Here is a 19,764-nt window from a genome sequence, read left to right on the forward strand (position 1 = left end):
TTACCTCGCAGTGCTGGAAGCGACCGGCGATTCCGGTTGCAGCTTCAGGTAGACGTAGAACAGCACCAGGGTGATGAGGATCAGCAAGGCTGCTGCCGCACTGGCGATGCCCCAGTTGAGGAACGATTGCACCTGCTGAATGATGAATTCGGGGAGCATCATGTTCTGCGCGCCGCCCAGCAGCGCCGGCGTCACGTAGTAACCGAGCGACATCACGAAGACCATCAGGCCGCCGCTGAAAATGCCCGGTCGGCACAGCGGAATGAACACCTTGAAGAAGTTGCGCCATGGGCTGGCGCCGCAGATCGAGCCGGCCTGCAACACCATCGGGTCGATGGCGCTCATGGTCGCCTGCAGCGGCAGCACGATGAACGGAATCATGATGTAGCTCATGCCGATCACCACGCCGGTCAGGTTGTGCACCATCTCCAGTGGCTGATCGATGATGCCCAGGCCCATCAGGAACTTGTTGACCACCCCCGATGACTGCAGCAGCACCAGCCACGAATAGGTACGCGCCAGCAGGCTGGTCCACATCGACAGCAGCACGATATTCAGTAGCCAGCGGCCCCAGCCGCGCGGCATCAGGGTGATCGCCCAGGCCAGGGGAAAGCCCAGCAGCAGGCTGATCAGGGTAACCAGGCCGGCCACTGCGAAGGTATTGAACAGCACCTTGGAGTAGGCCGAATTGGCGAAGAGTTGGGCGTAGTTGCCCAGGCCCGGTTCCGGTTCCAGCACGCCGCGCAGCAGCAGGCTGATCAGCGGTGCCAGGAAGAACAGGCCGAGAAACAGCAGGGCAGGCAGCAGGTAAGGGGCACCGCGCCAGCGCGCTGCCCGTTCCGGGTTACCGTCAGCGTTGGCACGCTGACGGTCTGCTGCACCGACCTCAGAGGTACGGAGCGCGGTCATTTCACTTCACCAGCCATTCGTTCCAGCGGTTGGCGATTTCCGCGCCGTTCTTGGCCCAGTAGGCGAAGTCCAGAGTGATCTGGTCGGCCTCGTGGGCGGTCGGCAGGTCTTTCGCCAGCACCGAGTCAAGGCGCGCCACGCTGTCCAGGTTGACCGGCGCGTAGGCGGTCAGATTGGAGAAGTCGGCCTGGCCCTTGGCGCTGCTGGAATGGGCCAGAAACTTCATGGCCGCCTCCTTGTTCTTGGCGCCCTTGGGCACGACCAGCATGTCGGCCATGACCAGGTTCTGCTTCCAGCTCGCCGCGACCGGCGCGCCATCTTCCTGCAGAGCGTGGATACGACCGTTCCAGAACTGACCGATGCTTGCCTCGCCGGAGGCCAGCAGTTGCTGTGACTGCGCGCCGCCGCCCCACCAGACGATGTCCTTCTTGATGGTGTCGAGTTTCTTGAAGGCGCGATCCAGGTCCAGCGGGTACAGCTTGTTGGCAGGCACGCCGTCGGCCAGCAGGGCCAGCTCCAGCACGCCCGGGCTCGGCCATTTGTACAGGGCGCGTTTGCCGGGGTAGGTGGCGGTGTCGAACAGTGCGCTCCAGTCCTCGGGTTTCTTGCCGCCGACCGCGCCCTCGTTGTAGCCGAGCACGAAGGAGAAGAAGAACGAACCGACGCCGTGGTCGTTGACGAAGCGCGGGTCGATGCGATCGCGCTTGATCACGTTGAAGTCCAGCGGCTCGAGCAGGCCTTCGGAGGCCGCGCGCAAGGCGAAGTCGGCTTCCACGTCGACCACGTCCCACTGCACGTTGCCGCTCTCGACCATGGCCTTGAGCTTGCCGTAGTCGGTCGGGCCGTCCTGCACGACGGTGATCTTGGTGTCGCGGGTGAAGGGGTCGGCCCAGGCGGCTTTCTGCGCATCCTGGGTGGTACCGCCCCAGCTGACGAAGTTGACGGTTTCCGCCGAGGCGGTGGTCGTGATTGCAGCACTCAGGATGCTCGCGGCGAGCACCGAGGTAACACCTTTGATAAACACCATCTTGCTTGCCCTCTTTGTTGTGTTTGTGCGCAAGCGGGCGTTTGCCCGCTTAACCGGAGCAGTGGATCCAGTGGATCTTTAATGGCGGCCTGTATCGAGTGCTGTCCTTGTCGTTGTCCCTTGCGGGGCACAGGATAAACTGACTGGCCTTAGGGATATCATATTATGGTATTCCAAACTTTGCGCAAGCGATTTGCCATACATCTTTTGGCGCTCGTACGACCGGCTGTCCGTCACTCGAACGGCACGGTCTCCACCACTTCCAGCTCGTAACCGGCCAGACCCGCGTACTTGAGCGGCGGGCCGAGGTGACGCAGCTTGCCGACGCCGAGATCCTGCAAGATCTGCGCGCCGGTACCGACTGCGGAATACACCCGCGGCTGGCCCCGGTTGAAGGGCCGTTGCGGCTGGGTCAACTGCGGTACGCGTTCGAGCAGGGCCTGTGACGACTCATGGTTGGCGAGCACCACGACGACACCCTTGCCGTCGGCGGCGATGCGTTCCAGGGCCGCCCACAGCGTCCAGCTGCGCGGCCCGGAATACTCGGCGCCGACCAGATCGCGCAGCGGGTCGATGGCGTGTACGCGCGCCAGGGTCGGTTCGTCATGGCGGATGTCGCCCATCACCATGGCCATGTGTACGCCGCCGGCGATGCGGTCTTCATAAGTGATCAGACGGAACTCGCCGTGTACCGTAGGCAGTGCGCGCTCGCCGATGCGGGTGATGGTGTGCTCGGTGCTCAAGCGGTACTGGATGAGGTCGGCGATGGTGCCGATCTTGATGCCGTGCAGCGCGGCGAAGGCTTCCAGATCGGGGCGGCGGGCCATGCTGCCGTCCTCGTTCATCACCTCGACGATCACCGCGGCAGGCGTCACGCCGGCCAGCCGGGCCAGGTCGCAGCCGGCCTCGGTATGCCCGGCGCGGGTCAGCACGCCGCCTTCCTTGGCGCGCAGCGGAAAGATGTGGCCCGGCTGCACCAGGTCGCTGGGCTTGGCATCGGCGGCCACGGCGGTCAGCACCGTGTGGGCCCGGTCGGCAGCGGAAATGCCGGTGGTGATGCCGCTGGCGGCTTCGATGGAAACGGTGAAAGCGGTGGAAAATACGCTACCGTTGCTGGGCACCATCTGCTCCAGGCCGAGACGCTGGCAGTGCTCGTCGGTCAGGGTCAGGCAGATCAGGCCGCGGGCTTCGCGGGCCATGAAGTTGATCGTCTGGGGTGTGCAGAATTCGGCGGCGAGCAGCAGGTCGCCCTCGTTCTCGCGGTCTTCGTCGTCCACCAGCAGGACCATCTTGCCCTGGCGAAAGTCATCGATGAGTTCACGGATGGGATGGAAGGGCATGGCGGTTCTCGCAGGTCGGATTATTTTGAATTATGGTATACCGTAATACGAAATCAAATTAAAGGAGTCAGCCTATGAAGGGTTACTGGATCGCGCACGTGGACGTCACCGACCCCGAGCGCTACAGCGAATACACCAAACGCGCGCCGGCCGTGTTCGCCGAGTTCGGCGGCAAGTTCCTGGCCCGCGGCGGCCGCTCCGAGGCGCAGGAAGGCCGCGCTACGCCTCAGCGTAGCGTGGTAATCGAGTTCGAGTCGTACGAACAGGCGGTGGCCTGCTACCGCTCCGCGGCCTACCAGGAGGCGAGCAGCTACCGGGCCGGCGCGGCGCGTTCGGAAGTGATCATCGTCGAAGGGATGGAGCCCTGACCCGGCAGGGCTGAGCCAGCGAGGCACGCCCTCGATCAGGTGAATGCCGATCGAGGCGGGCTGGGGTCAGCGGATGGCCTGTTCGGCCAGAAAGGCGTCGAGCTCGCTGGCCTGCGGGCAGGTTGCCGGGCCGTGACGGGTGACCGCGATGGCTGCCGCGGCATTGGCGCGCGCGGCGGCGGTTGGCTCGGGTAATCCGGCGGCCAGGCTGGCCAGGAATACGCCGATATGGGCATCGCCGGCGCCGTTGGTGTCCACCGCTTCTACGGCAAACCCCGGTACCTGCAGGCGCCAGTCGCCGCGCGCCAGCCAACAGCCCTGCGGGCCGTCGCGCAGAATCACCAGGGCACCTTCCGGCAGCTGCGCCGTGAGGCGCTGCAGGGCCTGCTCCAGGCTGTCGGTAGCGGTGAACTGCAGGGCTTCCTCTCGATTACTGCTCCAGATCGCCAGGCGCTCCAGCAACTGCTCGGCGCCCGGGATATCCGGGTTGCAGGCCAGCGGGCCGGGATCGAACACCAGTGCACCGGCCGCGCCGCTCTGCTGCAGCCAGGCCAGCAGCGGGGCCGCCTTGCCGGCATGCAGCAGGCTGTAGCCGCTGACCATCACCCAGTCCGTGGTCGTGGCGGTTTCGTGCTGCAGGTCCTCGGCGTGCAGCACGCCTTCGGCGCCCACATGGGTGACGAACGAGCGCTCGGCGCTGGCGTCGGTCAGGGCGACGCACAGCCCGGTATCGCCATCGGCACTTGGCGGCAGGCGGCACTCGATGCCTTGCGCCTGCAACGCCTGGCGCGCCATGTCACCGAAGCGGCCAATACCATGGCGGCCTAGGTAACAGGTGCTCAGTCCGTTGCGCGCGGCAGCGGCCATGACGTTGAAGCCGCCGCCCACTACGAAGGCTGCACTGCTGGCCAGCACATCCTGGCCGGCAGCGGGCAGGGCGCTGACGTTCATCACCAGGTCGACGACCACCTGGCCGGTGTACAGCAACCTAGCGGCCATGTGCGGCCTCGTGGGTCATGGCGGCGCGGCGGTCACGGCAGCCGCCGAGCAGCGCATACAGGCCACCGGCGACGACGAAGGTGACGATCCAGCCCAGGCCGTTCTGGCCGAACCAGGAGTCGGCCAGCCAGCCGTGGAACAGCACGTTGCCCGCGCCGATCTTCACTGTGGTGAAGCTGAAGCCCAGCACGATCGCCACCGCCCAGGCGCCCAGGGCGCGCCACTCCACGCCGCCGGCGTACCAGTAGGCACTGCTCGGGCTGACGTTCATCAGGTCGGCCGCCTCGTAACGCTGACGGTGACGCAGGTCGACCAGGAAGATGCCCACCCAGGCGGTGATCGGCACGGCCAGCATCGAGATGAAGGTGATGAACGGGCCGTAGAAGCTCTCGGCGATCAGCATGAAGTAGATCGAGCCGATGAAGATCGCCACGATGTCGACCACCACGGCGTAGACCCGCTTGACCCTGAGGCCGAGGGTGAGGGTGGTCAGGCCCGCGGAATACACCGACAGGTTGTTGGATAGCAGCAGGCCGCCGAACGCGGTGATCAGGTAGGGCACGGCCATCCAGGTCGGCAGTAATTCGCGAATCGCCACGATGGGGTCGGTCGCCGAGGCCAGGTGATCGTTGCCCACCGAAATCAGCCCGCCCAGGGTGATCAGCAGCACCAGCGGAATGCCCGCACCGAAGGCGGCGGAAGCCACCAGCCCGGCCGCCCGTACGCTCTTGTGCTGGTAGCGCGACATGTCGGCGCCGGCATTGGCCCAACCGATACCGGTACCGGCCGCCATAGTGCCGATGCCGATCAGCACGGCGGACATCGGCGCTGGCGTAGCCGCCCACACCAGGGCCCAGTCGATGTGCAGGGCGAGAAAGCCGCCGACCACCAGGTTCAGCGCGCCGAACACCCAGGTGGCCCATTTCTGGATCACCAGCAGCGTGGCATGGCCGAGGCCGGAGACGCACAGGGTCAGCAGCACGAACAGGCCGATGAACAGCAGGGTCAGCAAGGGCGCCGACTTGGCCTCCACCGGTGTGCCCTGGACGATCGACACCAGCGACAGCAGCACGAAGGCCGCCGTGGTGGTGTTGACCGTCTCCCAGCCCAGGCGCGAGCCGAGCGACACCAGGGTCGGGCCGATATTGCCGCGCATGCCGAAGATCGCCCGCGACAGCGTCAGGCTTGGCGCGCGACCCCGGCGGCCGGCGATCGACAGCAGGCCGACGATGGCGAAGGAGCCGCCGGCACCGAGGATGGCGACCACCAGCGCCTGCCAGATCGACAGGCCCTGAAAGGCGATCAGGGTGGCGCCCAGCGGAAGGCCGAGGATGCTGATGTTGGCCGCGAACCAGACCCAGAACAGCTGCAGCGGGTGACCGTTGCATTCATGTTCAGGGACGGGCTCGATGCCGCGGGTTTCCAACTGGCCCACCTGTTCGGATGCACGCATGACGCAACTCCTGCAGTAATTGTTGTTGGCAGGGCTGGGTGACCGCACGGGCTGCCACCCCATAGGATTCAGGTTGTTCGCAGGGCCAGCAGCTGGTCGGTCAGGGGCGCCAGATCGATCTGGCTGACCGCGCAGACCTGCGCCACTGCTTCGCTTGGCCAGGCGCTCAGGCCGTGGGTCGCGCCGAGCATGGCGCCGAGTACGGCGGCGATGGTGTCGGTGTCGCCACCCAGGCTGGCGGCCATGCACAGGGCCTCATAGGGCGTCAGTTGGCCATTGGCGACGGCGCGCGCCAGGGCGAACGCGGCAACCACGGACTCCTGGGATGCCACCGAGGTGCCGATCACCTCGTAGATCAGGTCGGCCAAGGCGTCGGGGCTGGCGGCGTCGCAGAGCCGCGCGGTCCACTCGATGCGTGCCGCGATGTCGCCGCCAGCCACCCAATGGCCGAGTCGCTGGCCTTGCCGGGCCGCCGCGACTCCACTGTCCAGGGCGCTGGCCAGGCCGTCGCCATTGATGCCTGCCGACACGACCGCCGCCACCGCAGCGGCGCTGGCGATACCCAGGCCGGTGTTGTGGGTCACCTGGCAGGCCTGCAGCACCTGCGCCATGAAACGCTCGGGGTCACGCACGTCGGCGGCGATGCCCACCGGCGTGATGCGCATCGCCGCGCCGTTGGTGGTGCCGAAGCGCCCGGCCTGTTCCGGGCTGGCACCGGCGAGAATCATCTCGATGGCGCGCTTGGTCGACGGGCCGAGCAAGTCCTGCGAACCCTTGGCGCGCATGGCCGCTTCCCAGTCGATCAGGCGCTGCGCCAGGTCGGTCGGTGCGATGCGGCCTTGGCCTTCGACCAGCAGCTCGCCGACCAGGATCGCCTGCTCGGTATCGTCGGTGATCGCGCCAGCGGGCATGTTCGGGGCGATCGGCTGGTCGGCGTCGGCATCGATCAGGCCGTCGATGCGGCCATAGCGTGCGCGGATCTGTTCGCGGGACAGTGACTGGGTCGGCATGCCGAGCGCATCGCCCAGTGCCAAGCCGTGGAAGGCACCGAGGGCGCGGTCTCGCGCGGTGGAAAGCTGGGTCACTGGGCGTCCCCGAATTCGAGATGAAGTTGAAAGTGCAGCGGGTCGAGGTAGCTCTCGACGCGCTCCATGAAGCGCCCGCGGCTGTCGAAGGTTTCCCTGACCACCCTGAGGAACACGCTGCCCGGCGCGCGTTGCAGCTGGTTGGCCGCATCGATATCGAGCGGCGCGGCACCGATCCACTGCTTGCCCTGCCCGGCGCGGTAACCGTGGGTGGCCAGCGTGGCGGTCAGCGAATCCTCGAGCAGGCCCTCTTCAGCGAGGTTTTCCAGGCCATCGCAGGCTGGAATCAGCGCGCGCTCGAGCGACACCAGGCTGCCATCGGCAGCCCGCCGGCGACGCTCGACGAGCATGAAGCGGGCGCGGCCGAAGCGTTCGGCGAATTCCTCGCGCTCCACGCAACTGATGCCCAGCAGCTCGGTCTGGACTTGCACACCGCCAGCGGCGAGGGCCTGTGCCCAGCCGCCACCCTGGTGCAGGGGCACGCCGTCATAGGTGACCACCGAGCCGACGCCCGGCTGGGTGCCGATGTAGTTGCGCCGCTTGAGCTCGGAAAGCGCCTCGCGCAGCGTGCCGCGGCTGACGTCGAAGGCTGCTGCCAGCTCGTGTTCACCGGGCAGCCGCTCGCCCGCGCCGAACTCGCCTTGCTCGATGCGTTCGGCCAGGGCGCGAACCACACGGGTTTTCTTGTCGAATCGAACCTGTCTAATCATGTACAAATTAGTACCGCCAAAAGGCGTGGTTCGCAAGCGCTTCTCGGTAGATAACGCGTTTTGGGTTAACTGGCAGGCGGTTAAAGGCCTACGTGACGGGCCGTTCAGGCCGGATGAGCGATGCCGGAGAGGTGACTGACCAACTGCCGGGCATGGGGCGGCAGGCTCTCCCAATCGCGGATGCACAGGCGCAGTTCGCGGTTGGCCCAGCTGTCAGCGATGTCGATCAGGGTCAGCGGCAGCTCCTGGGCCATCCGTGAGGCGGCCGCCTCGGGCAGCATGGCCAGGCCCGCGCCCTGTGCGACCAGTTGGGCGATGGCGTCGAAGCTCGGTGCCCGTACCCGCACGCGCAGGGCGATGCCGGCGGCAATGGCCTTGTCCTCGATGAAACGCTGCATCGCCCGTTCCGCCGGCAGACCGATATAGGGAAAGCTCAGCGCCTCGACCAGCTTGGCCTGCCGCCGATCCGCCAGGGCATGGCCTTGAGGCACGAGCAGCACCAGGCGGTCGTGGCGAAACGGCAGGGACAGTAGCCCGCCGGTTGGCTGGTTGCCGTCGTAGACGCCCAGATCACTCTCGCCCGCTTGCACGTCTCGCAGGATCGAGCGACTGCTGCCTTCGGTCAGCTGCAGATCCACTTCCGGGTAATCGGCCAGAAAAGGGCCCAGCGCGGCCGGCAGAAAGGTGCTGTTGGCCACGGTGGAGGCGCATAGCCTGAGCACCACGCGGCGCTGGCCGGAGAGCTCCTGCAGGTTGTCCTTCAGGCGCTGCGCTTCGTTGAGGATTCGCTGGCAGGCTTCGAGTACCAGGCGCCCGGCCGGGGTCGGCGTCATGCCGTTGGCATTGCGGGCGAACAGGGTGACCTGACAGCGTTCCTCAAACTGCCGCAGCCGTGTGCTGGCCGCCGACACCGCCACCGGAAAAGTCGCCGCTGCCTTGCTGAGGCTGCCGGTCGAGGCGATGGCGACCAGCAGGCGTACGTCCACGAGATCGAAATGCACGGGGGTTCTCCAAAACAGAAGGCAGCCTTAGGGAAATAGCGATTCTAGGCTATCGCCATTCGGCTCAGAATAATCGTTCCTTGCCCCGGATTCAGATTGCCATGAACCTTTCTGTCTTCTTCAAGCGCTGCGCCACTAATGGCAGCCTGTTCGCCATCCTTTCCGCTGCCGGTTTCAGCATGAAGGCGATCTTCGTCAAAATGGCGTACATCGCCGCGCCGGTGGAGGCGATCACCCTGCTGGCGATGCGCATGACTCTCGCTCTGCCACTGTTCCTGTGGCTGGTCTGGTTAAGCCGCAGTGGTACTGGCACCGGTGGGCGCCTCTCACTGGGCGACGGCGCCCGTGTGGTGGTGCTGGCGCTGTTCGGCTATTACCTGTCGAGCCTGTTCGACTTCTACGGTTTGCAGTACATCAGCGCCGGCCTGGAGCGGTTGATCCTGTTCACCTACCCGACTCTGGTGCTGGTGTTCCAGATGATCGCCTTTCGCGAACGCCCCAGCCGGCGCACGCTGCTGGCCATGGCAGTCTGTTACCTGGGCCTCGGCGTGGCGCTGATGCACGACATCGGCGCCACCGACATGGGCAGCCAGGTGATCATCGGCTCGCTCTGGGTATTCGCCAGTGCCGTGACCTACGCGCTGTACTACCTGGGCACCGGGGTGATGGTGAAGCGCCTGGGCTCGATGCGCCTGGCCGGCCTTGCGGGCAGCGCGTCGTCGTTGATGGTGCTGGCACACTTCTTCATCAGCGAACCGGCCGGCAGCATGCTCGCGGAGCCGGCCCAGGTTTGGCTGTGCGCCGCGCTGATGGCGATGATTTCCACCGTGCTGCCGGTGTACTGGATGGCCCTGGCGATCCAGCGCATCGGCGCCACCAACACCGCAGCCGTCGGCAACCTCGGCCCGGTGCTGACCATCTTCGCTGCCTGGGCGCTGCTCGGCGAAGCCATCACGCCCTACCAGATGGCCGGGCTGGCACTGGTGATGTTCGGTATCTGGCAGCTCAAGGCGGGCGCTGCGAAGAAGGTCGTGGTTGCAGATGTGGCTGGGGGCAAGCCGAGTTCGGTCTAGGCAGAGCTGAAGATGGATGCGCGCTTTTTGTGGGAGAGGCTTTAGCCTCGATTGTCTGTAGCTGACTTAAAGGCTCGGGGCTAAAGCCCCTCCCACAGAGCCTGCTTTAGCGGATGAAATGCACCTTGCCGGTATCGTCGCTGCCCATGTAGATGCCGTAGCTGCCCGTCTCGCGCTCGGCGATATAGCGCTCCAGAATCTGCCGTATGGCCGGGTAGTAGATCTGTTCCCAGGGAATGTCCTCGGGGGCGAAGAAGCGGCGGGCCGAGGTTTCGCTGCCGAAGTAACCGGTGTCGTGCAGCAGCTTGGCGCGGAAGATCAGGTAAACCTCGCTGATCGCCGGCACGCTGAATACCGAATAAGGGCAGGTGATTTCCGCCACCACGCCGGCTTCCTCGCGCACTTCGCGCAGGGCGGCCTCTTCGGTGGTCTCGCCGTTTTCCATGAAGCCGGCCGGCAGCGTCCAGGTGCCGATGCGCGGGGCGATGGCGCGCTGGCACAGCAGGTAGCGGCCGTCCTGCTCGATGATGCAACCGGTGATGATCTTCGGGTTTTCGTAGTGGATGTGCCCGCAGCCGGCGCACACCAGGCGGTGGTGGTCGTCGCCTGCCGGGCGACGCCGTTCCAGCGTCGCGCTGCCGCATTGATTACAGAAGCGCGGGCTGGGCATGGCGGTCAGCTTCCGATACGCGGGTCTTTGAGGCCGATGGGCGCGACGATGTCACGAGCCTTGGCACCTTCCTGCTTGGCTTCCAGGTACTCCAGGGCGACCTTGGCCGCAGCGCGCACGTGATCCACCGAGGCCTGGTGGGCAGCGATCGGGTCGCCGCTCTTGATCGCCTCGACCATGCGCTCCATTTCCTGGTTGCTGGTGCTGCGGCGGTTGCTCTGCGACACCGAAGTGGCGCGCAGGTAGCTGATGCGTGCCTGCAACTGGCGCAGCTGGGTGGCCGCCGCCTCGTTGCCGCAGCCTTCGAGCAGCACGTCGTAGAACTCCTGCACCGACTCCAGCACGTCGGGCAGCTCGCCTTTCTCCAGGGTCTGGCGGTTGTTCTCCAGGGCGCGTTCCAGGGCGCGGATGTCCTTGGCGCGGGCACGCAGGGTGAACAGCTGGACGATCATGCCTTCCAGCGCGCAGCGCAGCTCGTAGAGGTCGCAGGCATCTTCCAGGGTGATGATCGCCACGCGCGGGCCCTTGGCGTCGGCGAATTCGACCAGGCCTTCGGATTCCAGGTGGCGCAGCGCCTCGCGTACCGAGGTGCGGCTGACGCCCAGGCGATCGCAGAGGTCGCGCTCCACCAGGCGATCGCCGGGCAGCAACTGGAAGTTCATGATGGCGCTGCGCAGCTTGTCCAGAACGATTTCCCGCAGGGTCACGGGATTGCGGTTGACCTTGAAGCTGTCGTCGATCGGCTGGCGTTTCATGGTTGGTGCTCGCGTTATAGGTATGGGCGCACTCATCGCATTGCCTTGGCCGGTTATGCCTCGGGTTGCTGCTGCTCGGCATCCGCTTCGGCGAAGGCTTCGCGGGCGATGCGGAAGCTGTCGACCGCGGCAGGCACGCCACAGTAGATGCCGACCTGGAGCAGGATCTCGCGGATCTGCTCACGGCTGAGACCGTTACGCAGGGCGCCGCGAATGTGCAGCTTCAGTTCGTGCGGGCGATTGAGCGCGGAAATCATGGCCAAGTTTATCATGCTGCGTTCCTGCATCGATAAGCCTTCCCGGCCCCACACGTGCCCCCAGCAGTATTCGGTGACCAGCTCCTGCAGCGGGCGGTTGAAGTCGTCGGCGTTCTCCACCGAGCGCTTCACGTAGGCCTCGCCCAGCACCTGGGTGCGAATCTTCAGGCCCTTTTCGTACTTGTCGTTGCTCATGTCGGTTCTCCCGGTTGGCTGGCGATGAGGCTGCTGGAAGGCAGAGGCGCTCGGAGAATGCAGGAGGGGCCGGGCGGCGATCCGCTTGGCCCCGAGCTTTTATCAACGCAAACAAAGAGCTCGAGGCTAAAGCCTCTCCTACAAGTCATGCGCCCGCAAGGTAGTCGCCTGACCCTACAGCCCACCCATTAGGGTGTATTTGATTTCCAGGTAATCGTCGATGCCGTAGTGCGAGCCCTCGCGGCCCAGACCGGAGGACTTGATGCCGCCGAAGGGCGCCACTTCCGTGGAGATCAGCCCTTCGTTGATGCCGACCATGCCATATTCCAGCGCCTCGCTCATCCGCCAGGCGCGGCCCAGGTCGCGGGTGTAGCAGTAGGCGGCCAGGCCGAATTCGGTGTCGTTGGCCATGTGGATCGCCTCGGCCTCGTCGCTGAAGCGAAACACTGCGGCCAGCGGGCCGAAGGTTTCGTCGCGGGCGACCTTCATTTCGGTGGTCACCTCGCTCAGCACGGTGGGCTGGTAGAAGCCGTGGCCGAGGGCGTGGCGCTCGCCACCGCAGACCAGCCGGGCACCTTTGCCCAGGGCATCGGCGACGTGATCGGCGACCTTGTCCACGGCCCGGTCGTTGATCAGCGGGCCTTGTTGCGCGCCATCGGTAAAGCCATCGGCGACTTTCAGCTCGGCCACGCGCTCGGCCAGGCGAGCCACGAAGGCATCGTGGATGCCGTCCTGCACCAGGAAGCGGTTCACGCACACGCAGGTCTGCCCGGCATTGCGGTACTTGGCGACCATGGCACCGTCGACGGCGCGCTCCAGGTCGGCGTCATCGAAGACGATGAACGGCGCGTTGCCGCCAAGTTCCAGGGAAACCTTCTTCAGGGTGCTGGCGCACTGCTGCATGAGCAGCTTGCCGATAGGCGTGGAGCCGGTGAACGACAGCTTGCGCACCTCGGCACTGGCGCACAGTTCGTTGCCGATGGCCACCGCATCACCGGTGATCACGTTGAGCAGGCCGGCGGGCAGCCCGGCTTCTTCGGCGAGCGCGGCCAGGGCCATGGCCGAGAACGGCGTTTCCGGTGCTGGCTTGACGATGCACGGGCAGCCGGCTGCCAGCGCCGGGCCGACCTTGCGGGTGATCATCGCCGCCGGGAAATTCCACGGCGTGATCGCGGCGACCACACCAATCGGCTCCTTGGTCACCACGATGCGCGCATCGGGCTTGTGGCTGGGAATGGTGTCGCCGTAGATGCGTTTGGCTTCCTCGGCGAACCACTCGATGAAACTGGCGGCGTAGAGAATCTCGCCACGGGCCTCGGCCAACGGCTTGCCCTGCTCGAGGGTGAGAATCTCGGCCAGCGCGTCGGCGTTTTCCAGCATCAGGGCGTGCCAGCGCTTGAGGATGGCGCTGCGTTCCTTGGCGGTGCGTGCCCGCCAGGCTGGCCAGGCGGCGTTGGCGGCGGCGATGGCGCGGCGGGTTTCGGCGCTGCCCATGTCGGGCACCCGGCCGATCTCTTCGCCATTGCCGGGGTTGAAGATGGCTTGGGTGCCGCCTTCATCGGCGGTCAGCCACTGGCCGTCGAGGTAGGCGTGCTGGCGGAACAGGCGCGAGGCTTCGGGCGTCATGGCAGCTCCAGAATAAAACAGGCCATGCTCGAGGGTGAATGAGCATGGCCAAAGAAAGGATGTGCAGCGTGTCGGCCATCAGCCCGGGGCAGGCCGATGGTCAGCACGCTCAGGCAAATGCCGGCAGGGCGCCGAGCTTGCCGCGGTGGTAGATCATCGGCACCGGGGCGTTCTCGGGCAGGATCAGGTTCTTCACCGCGCCGACCATGATCGCGTGGTCGCCACCGTCATACTCGCGCCACAGTTCGCACTCGATGATCGCCGCGGCGTTGTTCAGCAGCGGGTTGCCCAGCTCGCTGAGCGTCCACTCGATACCGGCGGCCTTGTCCTTGCCCTTGCCGGCGAAAGCGTAGGCTTCCTTCTGCTGCTCGGCGGAAAGCAGGTGGATGGCGAAGCGCTTGCTGTCGCGCAGCACCGGATAGGAGTCCGAGGCGTAGTTGGGGCAGAACAGCACCAGCGCCGGGTCGATGGACAGCGCACTGAAGGCGCTGGCAGTGATGCCGACGATGCCGCCATCGGGGCCCTGGGTGGTGACAATGGTCACGCCGGAGGGGAAGGCGGCCATGACGGATTTGTACAGTCCGGGTTCGATCATTTTGCTTTTCCTCGATGCGCTCAGCGCATCACGAACGGGTCGGGCATCGGCGCTTGCGACAGGTTGATCCACACCGTTTTCAGCTCGGTGTAGGCCAGCACCGAATCGATGCCGCTTTCACGGCCGTAGCCGCTGTTCTTGAAACCGCCGATCGGTGCCATGGCCGATACGGCGCGGTAGGTGTTGACCCAGATGATGCCCGAACGCACGCCTTTGGCCATGCGGTGGGCGCGACCCAGGTCGCGGGTCCAGATGCCGGCGGCGAGGCCGAACTGCGAGTCGTTGGCCATGGCCAGGGCGTCGGCTTCGTCCTTGAAACGAATCACCGAGGCGACCGGGCCGAAGACCTCCTCCTGCATGATGGTCATCGAGTGGCTGTCGCATTCGAACAGGGTCGGCTCGTAGTACCAGCCTTCGCCGTCGACCTGCGGACGCTTGCCACCCAGGCGCAGTTTCGCACCTTCGGCCACGGCTGTGGCGACCAGGCCTTCGACTACCGCCAGTTGCTGTGCGGTGGCCATGGGGCCCATTTCGCTGGCGTCGTCCTGCGGGTTGCCGATGCGGATGCGCTTGGCACGCTCGACCAGGCGCTCGACGAACTCGTCGTAGATGCTGTCCTGCACCAGCAGGCGCGAGCCGGCCACGCAGCTCTGCCCGGAGGCGGCGTAGATGCCGGCGACCACGCCGTTGATGGCGCTGTCCAGGTCGGCATCGGCGAAGATGATGTTCGGCGATTTGCCACCCAGCTCCAGCGACAGCTTGGCAAAGTTCTCGGCACTGGCGCGCACCACGTGGCGGGCAGTGGCAGCGCCGCCGGTGAAGGCGATCTTGCGCACCAGCGGGTGGCTGGTCAGCGCCGCGCCGGTGGTTGGCCCGTAGCCGGTGACCACGTTGACCACCCCGGCCGGGAAGCCGGCTTCGAGGGCCAGGCGGGCCAGTTCGAGAATGGTCGCCGAGGCGTGTTCCGAGGGCTTGAGCACGATGGTGTTGCCGGCGGCCAGGGCCGGGGCGAGCTTGATCGCGGTCAGGTACAGCGGGCTATTCCAGGGGATGATCCCAGCCACCACGCCAATCGGTTCGTGGGTGGTGTAGGCGAACATGTCCGGTTTATCGAGGGGCAGGGTGCCGCCTTCGAGCTTGTCGGCCAGGCCCGCGGTGTAGTGGAAGAACTCCGGCAGGTAGCCGACCTGGCCGCGGGTTTCGCGGATCAGCTTGCCGTTGTCGCGGCTTTCCAGCTGGGCCAGGGCTTCCTTGTTTTCGGCGATCAGGTCACCGAGGCGGCGCAGCAGCTTGCCCCGTGCGGTGGCACTGAGGCCACGCCAGGCCGGGTTCTCGAAGGCTGCCTGGGCGGCCTGCACGGCGCGCTCGACGTCTTCGCCGGCGGCGTCGGGCAGTACGGCCCAGGCCTGGGCGCGGGCCGGGTCGAGGCTCTCGAAGGTCTTGCCCGATTGCGCGTCGACCCACTGGCCGTCAATGCACATCTGATAGCGTGTGAGTGTCATGCGACGATCCCCTTGGCGGTGTCTTGCAGCTGGCAGGCTTCTTCCAGGAATTCCAGCAGCATCTGGTTGACCAGGCGCGGCGATTCCACCGGCATCATATGCCGTTGCTCGGCCAGCACCACGGCGCGCGCGCCGGGAATGCACTGCGCCAGCTGTTCGGCCATCTGCGGCGTGGAGCCCGGGTCGAGCTCGCCGGTGGCGATCAGCGTCGGCACCTGGATTTCGGCCAGGTCGTCGGCGCGGTACATGTCCTGGGTGGCGAACAGCGTATAGGTGGTCAGGTAGCCCTGGGCGTCGTTGCCGGCCAGGGTCTGGCGAATGGCGGCGATCTGCGCCGGGTTGGCGGCCTGGTACTCACGGCTGAACCAACGCGACAGCGCCGCTTCGGCATTGGCGTCCGGGCCATGTTCGGCAGCCTGGGCGGTGCGCGCGATGACGCCGGCGCGCTGCTCGGGGCTGCGGTTGAACACGCTGTTGAGCACCACCAGGGCGCCAATGCGCTGCGGGTAGTGCAGCGCGAAGGCGCGGGCTACCAAGCCGCCCATGGAGAAGCCGATCACCATGGCTTGCGGCAGGCCGAGGTGGTCGAGCAGCTCACGCAACTGGTCGGCGTAACCGGCCAGGTCGGTGTCTACCGCGGGGCGCGGGCTGTCGCCGTGGCCGAGCATGTCGTAGACGATGACCTGGAAATGCTGGGCCAGGCCGACGACCTGGCCGCCCCACATGTCTTTGTTCAGGCCCACACCGTGGATCAATACCACGGGTTGGCCCTGGCCGATCACCCGGTAACTGGTGCCGGCGGGGGTACGTTCAGCGAGGTGCCGAATCATGGCCTGCTCCCGATTACTGTGCCTTCTCGGCTGCCAGTTCTTCCAGATCGATATAACGGTTGCCGATACGCGGGTGCAGGCGACCACCGTCGGCGGCGCCCAGCACCACGACGATCTCGTCGGCGCGCGGGGCGTCTTCGATCTGCATCTCCAGGGTGATGTAGTGCGAGCGCAGGCCTTCGTCGTCCTTGTGCATCATCGGGATCTGGATCGAGGTACCCGGGCCGCCACGCTTGTTGGTGAACGACAGGTAGCTCTTGGCCTTCACCGCCTCGCGGTAGTGGTTGCCGAAACGCAGGGTGTGGATGACGGCGGAGGCGTGTTCGATTTCACCGTCGGCGCCGACCACGGCGGCCTTGCCGTAGGCTTCGATCTTGTCGGCGCCGCCGATGGCAGCGGTCAGGCGCGCGACCATCAGTTCGCCGAGGGCGGAGCAGTTGGCCTTGATCTGCGGCTTGAGGTCTTCGACGAAGCCATTGCCAGCCCACGGGTTCTTGATCACGACGGCCAGGCCGACCATGGTGACCGGCTTGTCGGTCGCCTTGCCACCTTCGATCAGGGTTTCCTCTGTGTAGCTGACGATCTTGCGAATCTCGAAACTCATGGCAGCTCCTCGGCTGGTTGGTGTTGGGTATTATGGTATACCAGAATACGCAATATGCAAGCATCGCCGAATCCCAGGCGTGGCGGTGCCTTGGCCGTAGTCGCAGAGCGCGCCAATGGGGCTGAAAAGGTGGTTTGGAGTCGCCGCAATAGAGGCGGTGGCGCTGCCGCGACGCAGCGCGCTATCGAGGTGCGACCGCCGAAAAGGCGCGGTAGAAGGCTCAGCCTTCCCTGGCGCTGAGGATGCCCGCGACCAGTGCCGGCTTGCAGTTGATGAACGCCGAGCCCTTCAGCCAGCGCTTGTCGGGGTAGTACGAAAACATGAATTGGCCACCCTTAAGGCTGTCTACCACCATGCGTGCGACTTCCGGGCGTACCGCCGGGCAGCCTTGGCTGCGGCCGATGCGGCCCTGGGTCTTGATCCAGGCCGGGTTCACGTAGTCGGCGGGGTGGATGACGATGGCGCGCTGGCGTGCCAGGTCGTTGAAACCGGGCTCCAGGCCATCCATGCGCAGCGAATAACCGTGTTTGCCGGTGTAGCTTTCACTGGTACGAAACAGGCCGATGCTCGATTGATGGCTGCCTTCGCGGTTGGAGAAGCGCGTGGCGAAGTTGTCGCCGGACTGCTGGCCATGGGCGACCAGGTCGTGCAGCAGCAGGCGCTTCTTGGTCAGGTCGAATATCCACAGGCGGCGATCACTGGAGGGTTTGGAGAAGTCGATCACGGCCAGGCGCTGGGCAGGTACGGCACCATTGTTGATGGCGCAGCGCATCGCGTCGAGGGCGTGATTGAGTACCTGGCGATCAAGCGCTGGCGCCTGTGCAGACAAGCCTTCGAGCAGCGGATCCGGCGCCAGAGTGGCGGCTATTACGGACGGAACCGGCAACGCCAGGCAAATAAAAGCTAAGCAAATGCGCTGAATCGTGGTCATCATTTCAAGTCTCTGAGCTTTGGCCTTCGATGGGGCGCGCCTTCGCCAGGCGATACGGGCACAACAAAGCTCGGAATTCTAGCAGCCGAGTTCCCTTGTCCCGCGGGCGATTCCGACGGGCTGTCATTCACTCTGTCGTAAATTGGAGCGGCGCCTTGTTTTCTCCTTCTGTATCCGCTGCCTGGGCCTTGGTCCTGGTGGCACCCCTGGCGCTGGCCGATACCCCGCCACCCAGCCCGCTGCAGGAGCAGTTCGCCGAGCCCGCGCTGAGCTGCGTAACGCCCGTGCTAGAGCTGTCTTCCAAGGATCGTGAGTGGCTGGAGCCGTTCTATCTGCTGCGCGGCGCACAAGCGGCGTGGAACAAGGAAAACCTGCCGGTGTTGTTCGCTCAGCTGGAGTCATTGGCTGACGATGGTCTGGAGCCGCGCGCCTATCACCTGGAACCACTGCGCCAACTGGCGGCAGTCGATGACCCTTCGCCGCGCCTTTCGGCCTGTGTCGACGTGCTCGCCACCACCGCTTATCTGCAGGCCCTGCGGGATCTGTCCTACGGGCGCCTCGAGCAGGCCAAGGTCGAGCCGCTGTGGCAGCCCGAGAGCATGGCGGTTCAGCAGAGTCAGGCGCCGCTGCTGGCCATCGCCCAGGCGGGGCTGACCGACCCGGCGCAGGCCTTCGCCCAGGCACGGCCGGATTTCGGCCCCTACCAGCAATTGCGCCAGCGCTACGCCGAGTTGCGCCGCCAGGAATTGCCACAGTGGCTGGCGATTCCCGGCGGCACGCTGCTCAAGCCCGGCGCCGTGGATGGCCGGGTGCCCTTGCTGGAGCAACGGCTGCAGTTGCACGGTGATCTGTCCCAAGGCGCGCCGGCGCTGGTCGCCGAGGAAACCTCGGTGTATTCCACGGCGCTGGTCGAGGCGGTCAAGGCCTTCCAGCGCAACCACCTGCTCAAGCCCGACGGCGTGGTCGGCCCCGGCACACTGGCCGAGTTGAACCGTTCCGCCAGCGAGCGCATGGATCAGATCCGCATCAATCTGGAGCGCCTGCGCTGGCTGTCCCACGAAATCGAGCCGACCAGCGTGCTGATCGACGTGGCGGGCGCCGAAGTGATGTTCCTGCGTGACCACGCCGTCACCTGGCAGGCGCGCACCCAGGTCGGTCGCCCGGCCCGGCCGACACCGCTGCTGCGCTCTCGCATCACCCACCTGACGCTCAACCCGACCTGGACCATTCCGCCGACCATCCTGAAGGAAGACAAGCTGCCCGAGCTGCGCCGTGACGCGGCCGGCTACCTGGCCGCCAACCACATGCAGGTGATCGACTACGAAGGCAATCCGGTAGACCCGCGCGGCGTAGACTGGGAGCGCCCCGGGCGGGTGATGGTGCGCCAGTCGGCTGGTGCGCACAGCCCGCTGGGCAAGGTGGCGATCCGCTTCCCGAATCCGTTCTCGGTGTACCTGCACGACACGCCGAGCCAACGCCTGTTCGACAACCTGCCGCGGCTGTTCAGCTCGGGCTGCGTGCGCATCGAGCGGGTCACCGAACTGGTCGACCAACTGCTTGCTGGCGCCAGCCCAGGCGAGCGCGCACGTATCGCCAAGCAATGGGAAAGCGGGAGCACCTTACGCGCCGACTTGCCGCAGCCGGTACCGATCCTGATGGCGTACTGGACGGCGCAGGTTGGCGCGGACGGCCAGGTACAGTTCCGCCCCGATATCTACGGTCATGACGCTCGTTTACTGAAAGCGCTGGAGGTATCGAACCGTATCTAGGGTGGATGAGTACGCTTTGGTGTTTACCCTGTGAGATAAGGCCATACCTGTGATTGTCGCGCGCA

At 65.8% G+C, this 19,764-nt stretch carries 20 protein-coding genes; 3 read left to right on the top strand and 17 right to left on the bottom strand.

Going from position 1 to position 19,764, the window contains the following annotated elements; genetic code table 11:
* The 3 genes from PVA39_RS00780 to ribBA all read right to left on the bottom strand — a co-directional run bounded on the left by PVA39_RS00780 (window position 1) and on the right by ribBA (window position 3,276).
* The gene (locus PVA39_RS00780) at window positions 1-909 is read right to left on the bottom strand and encodes an ABC transporter permease (protein WP_274122386.1); all 909 of its coding nucleotides are present in this window, start codon (window positions 907-909) and stop codon (window positions 1-3) included.
* A 1-nt stretch (window position 910) separates the two neighbouring features.
* Window positions 911-1,936 carry a polyamine ABC transporter substrate-binding protein gene (locus PVA39_RS00785; protein WP_274122387.1) on the bottom strand — a complete coding sequence of 342 codons (1,026 nt, stop codon included), beginning with the start codon at window positions 1,934-1,936 and terminating at the stop codon, window positions 911-913.
* Between the two features lie 233 nt (window positions 1,937-2,169).
* Entirely contained in the window at window positions 2,170-3,276 is a 1,107-nt protein-coding gene (ribBA, locus tag PVA39_RS00790) for a bifunctional 3,4-dihydroxy-2-butanone-4-phosphate synthase/GTP cyclohydrolase II (RefSeq protein WP_274122388.1), read from the bottom strand.
* A 74-nt stretch (window positions 3,277-3,350) separates the two neighbouring features.
* Here ribBA and PVA39_RS00795 point away from each other — a divergent pair, with 74 nt between their 5' ends.
* Complete coding sequence (locus tag PVA39_RS00795) at window positions 3,351-3,644, top strand: DUF1330 domain-containing protein (RefSeq protein WP_274122389.1); 294 nt, start codon at window positions 3,351-3,353, stop codon at window positions 3,642-3,644.
* 66 nt (window positions 3,645-3,710) lie between these two features.
* Here PVA39_RS00795 and PVA39_RS00800 read toward each other — a convergent pair whose 3' ends face one another.
* The 5 genes from PVA39_RS00800 to PVA39_RS00820 form a co-directional block, all read right to left on the bottom strand.
* A complete protein-coding gene (locus PVA39_RS00800; RefSeq protein ID WP_274122390.1) occupies window positions 3,711-4,643 on the bottom strand; it encodes a PfkB family carbohydrate kinase in 933 nt (310 codons plus the stop codon).
* Window positions 4,633-6,096, bottom strand: a complete 1,464-nt coding sequence (locus tag PVA39_RS00805; RefSeq protein WP_147176165.1) for a purine-cytosine permease family protein — start codon at window positions 6,094-6,096, stop codon at window positions 4,633-4,635. The genes PVA39_RS00800 and PVA39_RS00805 overlap by 11 nt, the downstream gene beginning before the upstream one ends.
* A 68-nt stretch (window positions 6,097-6,164) precedes the next feature.
* Entirely contained in the window at window positions 6,165-7,181 is a 1,017-nt protein-coding gene (locus PVA39_RS00810; protein ID WP_274122391.1) for an ADP-ribosylglycohydrolase family protein, read from the bottom strand.
* Window positions 7,178-7,891 carry a GntR family transcriptional regulator gene (locus PVA39_RS00815; protein ID WP_274122392.1) on the bottom strand — a complete coding sequence of 238 codons (714 nt, stop codon included), beginning with the start codon at window positions 7,889-7,891 and terminating at the stop codon, window positions 7,178-7,180. Before PVA39_RS00815 ends, PVA39_RS00810 begins: the two co-directional genes overlap by 4 nt.
* A gap of 104 nt (window positions 7,892-7,995) precedes the next feature.
* Window positions 7,996-8,892: a LysR substrate-binding domain-containing protein gene (locus PVA39_RS00820; protein ID WP_274122393.1), complete on the bottom strand. Its 897-nt coding sequence runs from the start codon at window positions 8,890-8,892 to the stop codon at window positions 7,996-7,998.
* Between the two features lie 101 nt (window positions 8,893-8,993).
* Here PVA39_RS00820 and PVA39_RS00825 point away from each other — a divergent pair, with 101 nt between their 5' ends.
* Window positions 8,994-9,965, top strand: a complete 972-nt coding sequence (locus PVA39_RS00825; RefSeq protein WP_274122394.1) for a DMT family transporter — start codon at window positions 8,994-8,996, stop codon at window positions 9,963-9,965.
* Between the two features lie 106 nt (window positions 9,966-10,071).
* Here the strand turns inward: PVA39_RS00825 and PVA39_RS00830 are convergent, their stop codons facing one another.
* The 9 genes from PVA39_RS00830 to PVA39_RS00870 form a co-directional block, all read right to left on the bottom strand.
* On the bottom strand, window positions 10,072-10,635 hold the full coding sequence (locus PVA39_RS00830) for an NUDIX hydrolase (RefSeq protein WP_274122395.1): 564 nt from the start codon (window positions 10,633-10,635) through the stop codon (window positions 10,072-10,074).
* A gap of 5 nt (window positions 10,636-10,640) precedes the next feature.
* Window positions 10,641-11,390, bottom strand: a complete 750-nt coding sequence (locus PVA39_RS00835; protein ID WP_075928935.1) for a GntR family transcriptional regulator — start codon at window positions 11,388-11,390, stop codon at window positions 10,641-10,643.
* 53 nt (window positions 11,391-11,443) lie between these two features.
* Window positions 11,444-11,842 carry a carboxymuconolactone decarboxylase family protein gene (locus PVA39_RS00840; protein ID WP_013789224.1) on the bottom strand — a complete coding sequence of 133 codons (399 nt, stop codon included), beginning with the start codon at window positions 11,840-11,842 and terminating at the stop codon, window positions 11,444-11,446.
* 174 nt (window positions 11,843-12,016) lie between these two features.
* Window positions 12,017-13,468: an NAD-dependent succinate-semialdehyde dehydrogenase gene (locus tag PVA39_RS00845; protein ID WP_274122396.1), complete on the bottom strand. Its 1,452-nt coding sequence runs from the start codon at window positions 13,466-13,468 to the stop codon at window positions 12,017-12,019.
* A 109-nt stretch (window positions 13,469-13,577) separates the two neighbouring features.
* Window positions 13,578-14,063 carry a flavin reductase family protein gene (locus PVA39_RS00850; RefSeq protein WP_093500928.1) on the bottom strand — a complete coding sequence of 162 codons (486 nt, stop codon included), beginning with the start codon at window positions 14,061-14,063 and terminating at the stop codon, window positions 13,578-13,580.
* Between the two features lie 20 nt (window positions 14,064-14,083).
* Window positions 14,084-15,565, bottom strand: a complete 1,482-nt coding sequence (locus tag PVA39_RS00855) for an aldehyde dehydrogenase (RefSeq protein ID WP_075928931.1) — start codon at window positions 15,563-15,565, stop codon at window positions 14,084-14,086.
* On the bottom strand, window positions 15,562-16,395 hold the full coding sequence (locus PVA39_RS00860; protein ID WP_274122397.1) for an alpha/beta fold hydrolase: 834 nt from the start codon (window positions 16,393-16,395) through the stop codon (window positions 15,562-15,564). Before PVA39_RS00860 ends, PVA39_RS00855 begins: the two co-directional genes overlap by 4 nt.
* A gap of 13 nt (window positions 16,396-16,408) precedes the next feature.
* Entirely contained in the window at window positions 16,409-16,999 is a 591-nt protein-coding gene (locus PVA39_RS00865) for an amino acid synthesis family protein (RefSeq protein ID WP_274122398.1), read from the bottom strand.
* Between the two features lie 220 nt (window positions 17,000-17,219).
* Window positions 17,220-17,933, bottom strand: a complete 714-nt coding sequence (locus PVA39_RS00870) for a murein L,D-transpeptidase catalytic domain family protein (RefSeq protein WP_075928928.1) — start codon at window positions 17,931-17,933, stop codon at window positions 17,220-17,222.
* A 152-nt stretch (window positions 17,934-18,085) separates the two neighbouring features.
* Between PVA39_RS00870 and PVA39_RS00875 the strand changes: the two genes are divergently transcribed.
* Window positions 18,086-19,699: a L,D-transpeptidase family protein gene (locus PVA39_RS00875; protein WP_274122399.1), complete on the top strand. Its 1,614-nt coding sequence runs from the start codon at window positions 18,086-18,088 to the stop codon at window positions 19,697-19,699.
* Window positions 19,700-19,764: the final 65 nt, after the last annotated feature.

It is taken from the genome of Pseudomonas sp. CNPSo 3701 (assembly GCF_028674975.1).
GTDB classification, from domain to species: domain Bacteria; phylum Pseudomonadota; class Gammaproteobacteria; order Pseudomonadales; family Pseudomonadaceae; genus Aquipseudomonas; species Aquipseudomonas straminea.